Origin of the sequence: Microbacterium sp. MEC084, from assembly GCF_004514465.2 — a bacterium.
Taxonomy (GTDB): domain Bacteria; phylum Actinomycetota; class Actinomycetes; order Actinomycetales; family Microbacteriaceae; genus Microbacterium.
In genome coordinates this window covers 88518-100774 of record NZ_MYFP02000001.1, presented here as the reverse complement: position 1 = coordinate 100774, position 12257 = coordinate 88518, and the positions used below count along the sequence as shown (strand labels likewise).

Annotated in this window: 13 protein-coding genes; 10 read left to right on the top strand and 3 right to left on the bottom strand. The window is 72.3% G+C overall.

The genetic code is table 11. The features are described from left to right. The first annotated feature begins 15 nt into the window (after positions 1–15). Genes ruvX through aroB form a run of 6 tightly spaced genes read left to right on the top strand, consistent with a single transcriptional unit; the run spans position 16 to position 5663 of the window. The gene (gene ruvX, locus B5M43_RS00495; protein WP_134745054.1) at positions 16–483 is read left to right on the top strand and encodes a Holliday junction resolvase RuvX; all 468 of its coding nucleotides are present in this window, start codon (positions 16–18) and stop codon (positions 481–483) included. Between the two features lie 9 nt (positions 484–492). Further along, positions 493–1872, top strand: a complete 1380-nt coding sequence (gene mltG, locus B5M43_RS00490; protein ID WP_055988330.1) for an endolytic transglycosylase MltG — start codon at positions 493–495, stop codon at positions 1870–1872. 1 nt (position 1873) lies between these two features. Then, entirely contained in the window at positions 1874–2734 is an 861-nt protein-coding gene (locus B5M43_RS00485; RefSeq protein WP_055988328.1) for a shikimate dehydrogenase, read from the top strand. 4 nt (positions 2735–2738) lie between these two features. Beyond that, the gene (gene aroC, locus B5M43_RS00480) at positions 2739–3962 is read left to right on the top strand and encodes a chorismate synthase (protein WP_055988326.1); all 1224 of its coding nucleotides are present in this window, start codon (positions 2739–2741) and stop codon (positions 3960–3962) included. After that, the gene (locus B5M43_RS00475; protein ID WP_134745056.1) at positions 3946–4530 is read left to right on the top strand and encodes a shikimate kinase; all 585 of its coding nucleotides are present in this window, start codon (positions 3946–3948) and stop codon (positions 4528–4530) included. Before aroC ends, B5M43_RS00475 begins: the two co-directional genes overlap by 17 nt. Continuing rightward, positions 4527–5663 (top strand): 3-dehydroquinate synthase, encoded by a 1137-nt coding sequence (aroB, locus tag B5M43_RS00470; RefSeq protein WP_134745057.1) that lies wholly within the window; start codon positions 4527–4529, stop codon positions 5661–5663. Before B5M43_RS00475 ends, aroB begins: the two co-directional genes overlap by 4 nt. A 64-nt stretch (positions 5664–5727) precedes the next feature. Here aroB and B5M43_RS00465 read toward each other — a convergent pair whose 3' ends face one another. From B5M43_RS00465 to B5M43_RS00455, 3 genes are all read right to left on the bottom strand, one after another. Continuing rightward, complete coding sequence (locus tag B5M43_RS00465) at positions 5728–7047, bottom strand: MFS transporter (RefSeq protein WP_134745059.1); 1320 nt, start codon at positions 7045–7047, stop codon at positions 5728–5730. Positions 7048–7061: 14 nt separating this feature from the next. After that, the gene (locus tag B5M43_RS00460; RefSeq protein WP_308067627.1) at positions 7062–7934 is read right to left on the bottom strand and encodes a shikimate dehydrogenase; all 873 of its coding nucleotides are present in this window, start codon (positions 7932–7934) and stop codon (positions 7062–7064) included. A 135-nt stretch (positions 7935–8069) separates the two neighbouring features. Continuing rightward, positions 8070–8696: a TetR/AcrR family transcriptional regulator gene (locus B5M43_RS00455; protein WP_205829442.1), complete on the bottom strand. Its 627-nt coding sequence runs from the start codon at positions 8694–8696 to the stop codon at positions 8070–8072. Between the two features lie 77 nt (positions 8697–8773). Between B5M43_RS00455 and B5M43_RS00450 the strand changes: the two genes are divergently transcribed. From B5M43_RS00450 to nusB, 4 genes are all read left to right on the top strand, one after another. Next, complete coding sequence (locus B5M43_RS00450; protein ID WP_134745064.1) at positions 8774–10609, top strand: sugar phosphate isomerase/epimerase and 4-hydroxyphenylpyruvate domain-containing protein; 1836 nt, start codon at positions 8774–8776, stop codon at positions 10607–10609. Positions 10610–10723: 114 nt separating this feature from the next. Next, positions 10724–11179: an ATP-dependent endonuclease gene (locus B5M43_RS00445; RefSeq protein ID WP_134745066.1), complete on the top strand. Its 456-nt coding sequence runs from the start codon at positions 10724–10726 to the stop codon at positions 11177–11179. Positions 11180–11264: 85 nt separating this feature from the next. Further along, entirely contained in the window at positions 11265–11825 is a 561-nt protein-coding gene (efp, locus tag B5M43_RS00440) for an elongation factor P (protein WP_055988320.1), read from the top strand. After that, positions 11822–12232, top strand: coding sequence for a transcription antitermination factor NusB (gene nusB, locus B5M43_RS00435; RefSeq protein ID WP_134745067.1), 411 nt, complete (start codon positions 11822–11824; stop codon positions 12230–12232). Before efp ends, nusB begins: the two co-directional genes overlap by 4 nt. The last annotated feature ends 25 nt before the right edge of the window (positions 12233–12257 follow it).

The following is a 12257-nucleotide window of genomic DNA, read 5'->3' as shown; positions in this document are numbered from 1 at the left end:
CGCCGGAGCCCGCTCATGAGCGGGTTCCGGCGCGGGGTGCGTCTCGGCGTTGACGTCGGCCGGGCCCGGATCGGCGTGGCGCGCAGCGATCCCGACGGCATGCTGGCCGTGCCGGTCGAGACCGTGCCGCGCGATGAGCGGTCGATCGCGCGCCTGGTGGAGCTGGCGGTCGAGTACGAGCCGCTCGAGATCGTCGTCGGCCTGCCGCTCAACATGCGCGGCGAGGACACGCCCTCGACCGCCGACGCCCGCGAGTTCGCCGCGCAGCTGGCGGCCGCGCAGCAGGCACCCGTCCGGCTCGTGGACGAGCGGCTCAGCACCGTGAGCGCACACACGGCGCTGCGTCAGTCCGGACGATCCCAGAAGGGGTCTCGTAGCATTGTCGATCAGGTCGCCGCGGTGGTGCTGCTCCAGCACGCCATCGACAGCGAGAAGCGCACCGGGGCGGCCGCCGGCAGCCCGGCCGGCCACCCGGAGGAGTAGACACCGCCCATGACCGATCCCTCGAGCGACCAGAGCACCCCGCTGACCCGCCGCCAGGCGCGGCTCGGCGGGAGCGCCCCCCAGGAGCCGGCGGCGCCGGGAGAGGGGACGCCCGCGGCGGTCGGTCCGTCGGCCGCGGATGCGGCGCCCGCCGACCCGGCGCCCGCGCCGTCGGAGCGGACGCGTCCCGCGACGCTCGCCGAGACGGCGGCGCGCGAGGAGAGCGAGCCGGCCCCGGACGCGCAGCTGCCGGCGTCTCTCGAGGACCTGTTCGTCCCCGAGAACATGGTCGACACCAAGCCGAAGAAGCGGGGGCGGGGCTGCCTCGTCGCGCTGATCGTCTTCGCGATCATCGCCGGCGGGCTCACCGCGGGCGGGTTCTGGGTGGCGAACACTTACGGCGGACGGATCGCGGCGTTCCTGGGCTGGGACGGCCCGTCCGACTACGAGCCCGGCGAGGCGACGGGCGAGGCCGTGGTCACGATCGAGGAGGGCGACGGCGGCGAGATCATCTCGCAGAAGCTGTACGACGCGGGGGTCACGCTCAAGCCGACGTCGTTCTACGACTACCTGGTCGAGAACGATCCCGCCCAGCCGTTCTACCCGGGCGCCTACCGGCTGCAGCAGAAGATGACCTCCGAGGCGGCGCTGGCCGCGATCGAGGACCCCGCAAACAAGCTCGAGAACGCCTTCGCGGTGCCGGAGGGGCTCACGGTCGACGCGACGCTGGAGGCGGCCGCCGCCGGCCTCGCGATGCCGCTCGATGAGCTGCAGGCCGCCGTCGAGGACCCCGCCGCCTACGACGTCGCCGCCGACAGCCTCGAGGGCTGGCTGTTCCCCGCGTACTACACGTTCGACCCGGGAGTCACGGCCGAGGACGTCGTGCGCACCATGGTCGAGCGCACGCGCGAGTCGCTCGCGTCGGCGGGCGTGCCCGCGGGGGAGGAGCAGCGCATCCTGACGGTCGCGTCGATCATCCAGCGCGAGGCGCGCTTCGAGGACGACTTCTACAAGGTCTCCCGCGTGATCTACAACCGCCTCGACGAGTCGATCTCGGACACCGACGGCCTGCTGCAGATGGACTCCACCGCGCAGTACGGCTACGGCGAGATGCACGACGGCACCGTGAGCAGCTCGGAGGAGGCGCTGCGGGACGACAACCCGTGGAACACCTATGTGCACCCCGGGCTGCCCGTCGGGCCGATCGCCAACCCCGGCGACCTCGCGATCGACGCCGCCATGAACCCGGTCGACGGTCCGTGGCAGTACTTCGTGACGGTCAACCTCGACACGGGCGAGACGGTGTTCAGCGAGACGCTGGGCGAGCACGAGCGGGCCATCGAGCAGTGGCACGCATGGTGCGAGGCGAACCCGGACTCGGGCTGCTGACGTGACCGGATCCACCCGCCTCGCGGTCTGGGGCGACCCGATCGCGCACAGCCGCTCGCCGCAGCTGCACGGCGCCGCCTACGCGCGGCTCGGCCTGGACTGGACGTTCGAGCGCGTCCGGGTGCCCGCCGACGCCTTCGACCACACGCTCGCCTCGCTCGACGACTCGTGGCGCGGGCTGGCCGTGACCATGCCGCTCAAGGAGCACGCGTGGGCGGCGAGCGGATGGCGCGACCGCCGCGCCGAGCTGACGGGCGCGGTCAACACGCTGCTGCTTCCGGGCGCGGACGTCGCCCGGCCGCACGGCGCGCCCTCGGATGCGCCCATCGGGTTCAACACCGACGTGGGCGGCATCGTCGCGGCCCTCGGGGACGCGTCGATCGCCGCGCTCGGCTCGGTGCGCATCGTCGGGGCCGGAGCGACGTCGGCATCGGCCCTGGTCGCCGCGGCCGAGCTCGGCGCCCGGACGGGCTCCATCGTCTCGCGCCGGCCCGAACGGGCCGCGTCGCTCGTCGCGCTGGGGGAGCGCATGGGGCTCGCGGTCACGGTCGAGCCGTTCGGCGGGCCGCATCCGGCCGTCGACCTCACGATCAGCGCGCTGCCGGGCGGCGCCGAGCTGCCCGAGGCGCACGCCGAAGCGATCGCCATGCCGGGCGGGCCGCTGTTCGACGTGGCCTACCACCCGTGGCCGTCGCACCTCGCGGCGCGGTGGACCGACGGCGCGGCGATCCCCGGGCACGGGATGCTGCTGCACCAGGCCGTGCTGCAGGTGCGGATCTTCGCGACCGGCTCTGTCGAGGCGCCCCTGCCGTCCGAGGACGAGGTGCGTGCCGAAATGCGCTCCGCGCTCATGGGAGACTAGGGGCATGCTCCGCGTGCTCACGGCCGGCGAATCGCACGGCCCCGAACTGATCGCCGTCATGGAGGGCCTCCCCGCGGGAGTGCCCCTGCTGGCCGCCGACATCCAGGCCGACCTCCAGCGCCGCAAGCTGGGCTATGGCCGCGGATCGCGCATGAAGTTCGAGCAGGACGAGCTCACCATCTCCGGCGGCGTGCGGCACGGGCTCACGCTCGGCAGCCCCATCGCGCTGCGCATCGGCAACACCGAGTGGCCGAAGTGGACCGAGGTCATGAGCGCCGAGCCGGTCGAGCTGACCGAGAAGTCGCGCGGCCGCGGCGCCGCGCTGACGCGCCCGCGCCCGGGCCACGCCGACCTCGTCGGCATGCAGAAGTATGGCTTCGACGAGGCCCGCCCCATCCTCGAGCGCGCGAGCGCCCGCGAGACCGCCGCGCGCGTCGCCCTCGGCGCTGTGGCGCGCGCGTTCCTGTCGGAGCTGGGCATCCGCCTCGTCAGCCACACGCTGTCGATCGGGCCCGTGCGCGTGCCGGACGGCGCCGCTCTGCCCACGCCCGATGACGTCGCGGCGCTCGACGCGGATCCGCTGCGCTGCTTCGACGCCGAGACGTCGGCCCGCATGGTCGAGGAGGTCGACGCCGCGCGCAAGGACGGCGACACCCTCGGCGGCATCGTCGAGGTGCTCGCGTACGGCCTGCCCCCGGGGCTCGGCTCGCACGTGCACTGGGACCGCCGCCTCGACGGCAAGCTGGCCCAGGCGCTCATGAGCATCCAGGCGATCAAGGGCGTCGAGGTCGGCGACGGCTTCGAGACCACGCGCCGCCGCGGCTCGCAGGCGCACGACGAGCTGTTCGCGACCGAGGCCGGCATCGCGCGCGGCACCGACCGCGCGGGCGGCACCGAGGGCGGCATGTCGACCGGCACCGTGCTGCGCGTGCGCGCCGGCATGAAGCCCATCGCGACGGTTCCCCACGCGCTGCGAACCGTGGACGTCGCGACCGGCGACACGGCGTCGGCCCACCACCAGCGCTCGGACGTGTGCGCCGTGCCCGCCGCGGGCGTCGTGGCGGAGGCGATGGTCGCGATCACGCTCGCCGACGTCGTGCTCGAGAAGTTCGGCGGCGACTCGGTCGCCGAGACCCGCCGCAACCTGACGTCGTACGTAGAGTCGATCGCCGAGAGCCTGCGGACGTCGTCGGAGCCCGTCGACCTCGCACATGACCTCGCCCTCTGATCCGGCTGCCGACGCGGCGGGCGGACCCGCTCCGGCCGTCGTGCTCGTCGGCCCCATGGGGGCCGGCAAATCGAGCATCGGACGACGGCTCGCGAAGGCCCTCGGCCGGCGCTTCCGCGACACCGACAGCCTGATCGCGAAGGCGCACGGTCCGATCCCCGAGATCTTCGCCGAGCACGGCGAGCCGCGCTTCCGCGAGATCGAGCACGAGACCGTGGTCGACGCCGTCCGGCGCGGCGGGGTCGTCGCGCTGGGCGGCGGGGCCGTGCTGCATCCCGGCACGCGGGAGGCGCTGCGAGCGCACCGGGTCGTGCTGCTCACGGTCGACGAGAAGGTCGTGGCCGGCCGCATCCAGAGCCAGAAGCGACCGCTCCTGGACGGCGAGGAGGACGCGGTCGCGACCTGGATCCGCATCCGGGACGCGCGCGAGCCCATCTATCGCGAGGTGGCCGACGTCGCGTTCGACACGTCGCGCGGGCCGCTGCAGGACGTCGTGACGGCGATCGCGGACTGGGTCCGACAGCACGAGGAGCCGGCGCACGCGCCGCACGAGGAGGAGCACGCATGAGCGACACCGGCCGGCAGACCGCCGCGGGGGACGAGACCGTCATCCACGTCTCGGGGACGCCCGGCTACGACGTGACGGTCGGGCACGGCGTCCTGGCGCGTCTGGGCGAGGCGCTGCCGCCCGCGGCGCGCAAGGTGCTGATCGTGCACCCGCCCACGCTCGCGGCCCAGGCCGCCGAGCTGCGCGAGGGCCTGCTGGGCCAGCGCGAGGTCCTGCTCGCCGAGATCCCCGACGCGGAGTCCGGCAAGCGGATCGAGGTGGCCGCGTTCTGCTGGCAGATCATGGGCCAGGCCGACTTCACGCGCACCGACGCGGTGGTGGGCTTCGGCGGCGGCGCCGTCACCGACCTCGCCGGGTTCGTCGCCGCCAGCTGGCTGCGCGGCGTCGACATCGTCCAGGTGCCGACCACCGTGCTCGGCATGGTCGACGCGGCCGTCGGCGGCAAGACCGGGGTCAACACGGCCGAGGGCAAGAACCTCGTGGGCGCCTTCTGGGCGCCCCGCCACGTGCTGTGCGACCTCGACCTCCTCGCGACACTTCCCGCGAACGAGGCGCTGGCCGGCTTCGCGGAGGTGGTGAAGGCCGGATTCATCCGGTACCCCGAGATCCTCGACATCGTCGAGGCCGACCCGGTCCGGGCCCTCGACACCACGGGTCCGGAGTTCCGCCGCTGCATCGAGCTCGCGATCCGGATGAAGGCGGACGTCGTCAGCGCGGACTTCCGTGAGGCGGGCGAGCGCGAGATCCTCAATTACGGCCACACGCTCGGCCACGCGATCGAGCACGCCGAGCGCTATCGCTGGCGGCACGGCGCGGCCGTGTCCGTCGGCATCATGTACGCCGCCGAGCTGTCGCGCCTCGCCGGCCGCCTTTCCGACGAGGCGGTCGACCGCCACCGCCGCGTGCTCGAGCTGCTCGGACTGCCGACGACGTACCGCGCCGGCGCGTGGCAGACGCTGCTCGCGACGATGCGTCGCGACAAGAAGTCCCGCGGGGACATGCTGCGGTTCATCGTGCTGGACGACATCGCCAAGCCCACCGTGCTCCAGGCGCCCGACGAGTCGCTGCTGTTCGCGGCCTACCAGGAGATCGCCGCGGACGACGGCGGGCGGATCATCGCGACCGGCCGCTGAGCGGGGCCCGCTCCGGGAAACACGGAACGCCCGGCCGATGGCCGGGCGTTCCGTCGTCACGGGGTCACGCGCGCACGAGCTCCCGGTGCGCGTCGCGGTGGCCGAGCCGTTCGGTGGGGACGTCGCGGGTCTCGCGCGCCGTCAGCGCGCTGATCGCGGCGACGACGGCGATGACCGCGGTGAACACGCTGATCACGACCCAGCCGCCCTCGCGGACCCCGCCGAGGGCCGTCACGATCGTGGGCGCGAAGCCGGCCATCAGGAAGCCGATCTGCGTGCCGATCGCCATGCCGGAGAAGCGGACGCGCGTCGAGAACATCTCGCCGTAGAACGACGGCCACACCGCGTTCGCCGCCGCGTACCCGAACGAGAACGTGAGCACCGCAAGCGCGAAGATCAGGGGCGTCGCGCCGCTGCTCATGGACAGCATGTAGAAGGGCATCAGCGCCGCCGAGGCGAGCGCGCCGTATACGAACACGGGCTTCCGGCCGATCCGGTCGGCGAGCCGGCCGAACATCGGCTGCGTGCCGAGCGCGACGATGTTCGCGACCACGACCAGCCACAGCGTCAGGCTCTCCGCGAGACCGACCTCCTTGCCGTACGCGAGCGCGAGGTTGCCGAACACGGTCGAGACGCCCGCGATGATCGCGCAGAAGATCACGCGCAGCACGTCGCGCCAGTGGTCGCGCAGCAGCGGCACGAGCGGGACGCGGGCGACCTCGCCGTGCGCCTTGGCCTCCTCGAAGGCGGGCGTCTCGTGCAGCGAGCGGCGGATGATGTACGCGACCAGCACCACGATCGCGCTGAGCCAGAACGGCACCCGCCATCCCCAGGAGTACTTGATCTCGTCCGGGAGTGCGACGACCGGGATGAAGATGAGCGCGGCCAGGATCTGACCGCCCTGCGTGCCGGTCAGCGTCCAGGAGGTGAAGAACGCGCGTCGGTCGTCGGGCGCGTGCTCGAGCGTCAGCGAGGAGGCACCCGCCTGCTCGCCCGCGGCAGAGAGGCCCTGCATGAGGCGGCACAGCACCAGCAGGACGGGGGCGAACCAGCCGACCTGATCGAACCCGGGGAGGCAGCCGATGATGAACGTCGACAGACCCATCAGCAGCAGCGTGAACAGAAGCACCTTCTGGCGCCCGATGCGGTCCCCGAAGTGGCCCAGGATCACGGCGCCCACCGGACGGGCGACGTAGGCGAACGCGAATGTCGCGAAGGACATCACGAGCGCCGCATTGTCCGCCGAGGGGAAGAACACCTGCGGGAAGATCAGCGCGGCGGCCGACCCGAAGATGAAGAAGTCGTAGTACTCGACGGCGCTGCCCATGAAGCTCGCGACAGCGGCCTTCACGGGGGTCTTCCGCGTCGTTGCGGTGTCGGTCATCGGGGGTGCTCCATTCAGACGAGGATCTCGTGCTCGTTCACGAGACGGTGGAAGTGGCGGTTCATGCGATCGGCGTCGGGGTGGACGCCGGTGATGAGCTCGAACGCGTCGACGGCCTGCCCGACGGCCATGCGGCCGCCGTCCAGCGTGCGGCAGCCCGCCGCCCGCGCGGCGGCGAGGAGCTCGGTCTCCAGGGGCCGGTAGACGATGTCGGCGACCCACAGGCTGGGCCGCAGGTGGGCGGCGTCGAAGGGCAGTCCGGGGTGCTCGGCCATGCCTACCGGGGTGCAGTGGACGACCCCGTCGGCCGCCGCGAGCAGCGAGGGCAGGTCCGCGGGGTCGCCGGGGACCACGTCCGTGCCGCGTCGCTCGCGCACGTCCTCGGCGAGGGAGGCGGCACGCGCGGGATCCAGATCCACGATCGTGAGATGCTCCGTCCCCACGCGTGTGAGCGCGTCCGCGACCGCGGAGCCCGCCCCGCCCGCGCCCAGCTGCACGACGTTTCGACGGGGCGCGTCCGGCATCCCGTTCACGAACGCGCGCTCGAAGCCCGTCGTGTCGGTGTTCCAGCCCCGGCGCCCCTCGGGCCCGAGCAGCACGGTGTTCACGGCGCCGAGCGCCGCCGCGACCGGATCGACGTGATCGAGGTGCGGGATGACGAGCTGCTTGCACGGATGGGTGATGTTGAGCGCGTCGAACCCGAGGCGCTCGGCCCAGTCGAGGATCTCGCCGATGTCGCCCGCCTCGAGCCGCAGGACGGACATGTCGATCGGACGGTAGACGTAGGGGATGCCGAGCGCCGCCGCCTCGGCCATGTGCATCGGCGGGGTCAGGGACGGCGTGACGCCGGTGCCCACGAGGCCCACGAGGTAGGCGTGTGCGTCCACTCCGATGCTCCTTCGCTTGGCGCTCGTCGACGAGCGCTTCGGTATGTACTATCCGGTACGTACGGAGTGAAGCACGCGAACGGCACCCGTGTCAACGCGGAGTCCGGCGGGGGATGCGCGCCGCGCGCCCGTGCGTCAGCGCGCGGTGAGCCAGGCGACGACGACGTCGCCGAGCACGGAGCGCATGTGCGAGCGGCGGGCCGGGTCGTCGAAGTCGAGATCGAAGAGGTAGCCGAACGTGTGCTTGTTCGCGATCTGGAACACACAGTACGAGCTGATCACGAGATGCACGTCGATCGCGTCGACGTCGTCGCGGAACACCCCCGCGGCGCGGCCGCGCTCGAGGATGTCGTCCAGCAGCGACTTCGCCGGCTGGGCGAGCGAGCGCAGCTGGTCGATCCGCCGGATCGACTCCCCGCGGTGGATGTTCTCGATCGCGACGAGCCGGATGAAATCCTCATGCGACACGTGGTGGTCGAACGTGAGCTCCGCGAGGCGACGCACAGCCTCGACCGGGTCCGCGTGACCTACGTCGAGGCGGGACTCCGCCTCTCGGATGCCGCGGTACGCGTTCTCCAGCACGGCGAGGTACAGGCCCTCTTTACTGGTGAAGTAGTAGTAGATCATCCGCTTCGTCGTGCGGGTGCGCTCGGCGATGTCGTCGACCCGGGCGCCCGAGTACCCCTCGCTCGCGAAGACCTCGGTCGCGACGGCCAGGAGTTCGGCGCGGGTGCGGTCGGCGTCTCGGAGCTTCGGGGGCACGGGCACAGACTATCCGAGCGCCGCTTCCGCACCCGCGGACCTGTCCCCGCAATGAACCACGTGGTACATTGCGGCGGATGAAGACGTCGATCGCCACGGTGTGCCTCAGCGGCACGCTGACCGAGAAGCTGCACGCGTCCGCCGAGGCGGGATTCGACGGGGTCGAGATCTTCGAGCCCGATCTCGTCGCCGCTCCCGAGAGCCCGGAGGAGGTGCGCGCGCTCGCGATGCGCCTCGGGCTGACCCTCGACCTGTATCAGCCGATGCGGGACGTCGAAGGGGTGAGCGAGGAGCAGTTCGCGGACGTGCTGCGCCGGGCGGAGGCGAAGTTCGCGCTCATGCACCGGCTCGGCATGGACCTCGTGCTGTGCTGCAGCAACGTCGCGACCGCGACCCTCGACGACGACGAGGTGAGCGCGAGCCAGCTGCGCCGGCTCGGACAGCTCGCCGAGGGATACGGCGTGCGGATCGCGTACGAGGCTCTGGCCTGGGGCCGCTTCGTCGACGACTACCGCCGCGCCTGGCGCATCGTCCAGCTCGCCGATCACCCCGCGGTCGGCGTGTGCCTGGATTCGTTCCACGTGCTGTCCAAGGGCCACGACCCGTCCGGTATCGAGCAGATCCCGGGCGAGAAGATCTTCTTCCTGCAGCTGGCGGACGCGCCCGCGCTCGAGATGGACGTGCTGTCGTGGAGCCGGCACCACAGGCTGTTCCCCGGTGAGGGCGACTTCGATCTGCGCCGCTTCGTCGGCCATGTGCTGCGCGCCGGCTACACGGGCCCGCTGTCGCTGGAGGTGTTCAACGACACGTTCCGTCAGACCGACGCACGGCAGACGGCCGTCCACGCGCGGCGATCGCTGCGCTGGCTCGAGGACGCCCTCGCCCAGGAAGCCGCGGCCGACGGGGCGGCATCCGCGCGGGACGACGTGCGCCCGCTGACGCCGGCCGCACCGCCCACGTCGTTCGACTTCGTCGAGATCAAGGCCGAGGACACCTCGCATGTCGAGGCGATGCTGCTGGCGGCGGGGTTCACGCGCCGGGGCCGGCACCGCACCAAGCCCGTCGTGCTGTGGAGCGCGGGCGAGGCGCGGGTCATCCTGAACGAGCAGCACGCGCGCGACCTCGCCCCCCATGTCGCGGCCGTCGGCTTCGCGGTCGCCGACGCCGCGGCTCAGACGGCGCGTGCGCGCGAGCTGCGCACGCCGTTCGCCTACCGTCGCGCGCACGCCTCGGAGGAGACGCTCGTCGCCGTCACGGCGCCCGACGGCACCGAGGTGTACTGGTACGGCGCCTCCGAAGACGAGCCGGCATGGACGGCGGAGTTCGTCGACGGCGACCCGACGACCGAGGGCGAGGTGACCAGCATCGATCACGTGAGCCTCACGCAGCCGTGGCAGGTGATCGACGAGACCGTGCTGTTCTACCGTGCGGCCTTCTCGCTCGAGCCCGCCGGGGGCACGGACGTGGCGAGCCCCCGCGGTCTGGTCCAGTCGCGGGTGCTCCGCACCCCCGACCGCGCGATCCGGATGCCTCTCAACGTGGCGCCGCCCATCGTCGCGGAGCGCGGCGCCGGGAGCGGCCTGACGCAGCACGTCGCGTTCCGCTGCCGCGATGCCGTGAGCCTGGCGCGCGAGGGCCGCGGGCGAGGGCTCGACATCCTGTCGATCCCGGCCAACTACTACGAGGACCTGCAGGCGCGCTTCGACCTGCCGGACGACACGATCGCCGAGCTGCGGTCGCTGAACGTGCTGTACGACCGCGACGCCACCGGCGAGTACCTGCACTTCTACGCCTCCGCGCCCGGGCGCGCGTTCTGGGAATTCGTGGAGCGGCGCAGCGGCTACGATGGCTTCGGCGCGCTCAACGCGCCCGTGCGTCTCGCCGCGCAGGACTCCGGCCGGAACCACGCCTGACATGGCCACGGGCCCCGCCGCGCGCACGCTCCTCCTGGTCGAGGGTGAAAGCGACCGGGCCGCGCTGCTCACGCTCGCCGCGGACTCGCGCTCGACGGGGCGGACGTCGTCGCGATGGCGGGCATCCAGGCGGTCGGCCGGCACCTGATCGCGGCACACGCCGCGGGTCTGCGGGCCGGAGGCGTGTACGACGTGGCCGAGGAGCGCTTCGTGCGCGATGCGCTGATCCGGATCGGGCGTGACGCATCCGCCCTGCCGGCCGCCGGGTTCTTCCGGTGCGAGGCGGATCTCGAGGACGAGTTCATCCGAGCCCTCGGCGTTGACGGCGTGATGGCGGTCGTGGACGCCGAGTGGGAGCGGCGCTCGTTCGAGCGGCTGCGGCAGATGCCCGCCCAGCGCGCGTGGCCGGACGAGCGGGTGCTGCACCGGTTCCTCGGCGTGCGCGCCGGCCGCAAGCACCGGTACGGGCGGCTGCTCGCCGAGGCCGTCCCGCTGGACCGCGTGCCGCCGCCGCTGGACGCCGCGCTGACCTGGGCATCCGCTCCCGGCGGGCCCGGCGGGGCACGATAGACTCGACCTTCGGTCGCTTCCGGCCACGTACTTCCGCGTCCCCGATCCATCCGGGCGCGCGCCTCAATCGAACGAACGGAATCCCATGGCATCCACCGCAGACATCAAGAACGGCGTCGTGCTCTCGATCGACGGACAGCTCTGGAGCGTCGTGGAGTTCCAGCACGTCAAGCCCGGCAAGGGCGGCGCGTTCGTGCGCACCAAGCTCAAGAACGTCGTGACCGGCAAGGTCGTCGACAAGACGTTCAACGCGGGCGCCAAGGTCGACATCCAGAACGTCGACCGTCGCGACTTCACGTATCTGTACAACGACGGCGAGAACTTCGTGTTCATGGACGCGAAGGACTACGACCAGATCAACGTGCCGGCCGCCACGGTCGGCGATGCCGCGAAGTTCCTCCTGGAGAACCAGGAGGTCACGATCGCGACCCACGACGGCACGCCGCTCTACGTCGACCTGCCCGCGTCGGTCGTGCTCGAGATCACCTACACCGAGCCGGGCCTGCAGGGCGACCGCTCGTCGGCCGGCACCAAGCCCGCCACGGTCGAGACCGGTGCCGAGATCCAGGTGCCGCTGTTCCTCGAGACCGGCACGCGCGTCAAGGTCGACACCCGCACCGGCGAGTACCTCGGCCGCGAGAAGTGAGCGCGCGGACCAAGGCACGCAAGCGCGCGCTCGACATCCTCTTCTCCGCGGACGTGCGCGGCGACGACCTGGCGGTCGCCCTCGCGGCCGAGGCCAAGCGCGCCGCGTCGGAGCCGGCGCGCCAGGCGTCGTGGCTCTACGCCCGCGAGATCGTGGACGGCGTGATCGACCACGCCGAGGAGATCGACGAGCAGATCACCACCCACAGCCGCGACTGGAAGCTCGAGCGCATGCCCACGGTGGACCGCGCCCTGCTCCGGATCGCCACGTGGGAGATCCTCTTCAACGACGCCGTCCCGACGGCGGTCGCGATCGACGAGGCCGTCGAGCTGGCCAAGGAGTTCTCGACGGACGACTCGGGCGCGTTCGTGCACGGCGTGCTCGCGCGCGTCGCCCGCTCGTCCTGACGCCCCGCGTCGAAAGGGGCCGGAT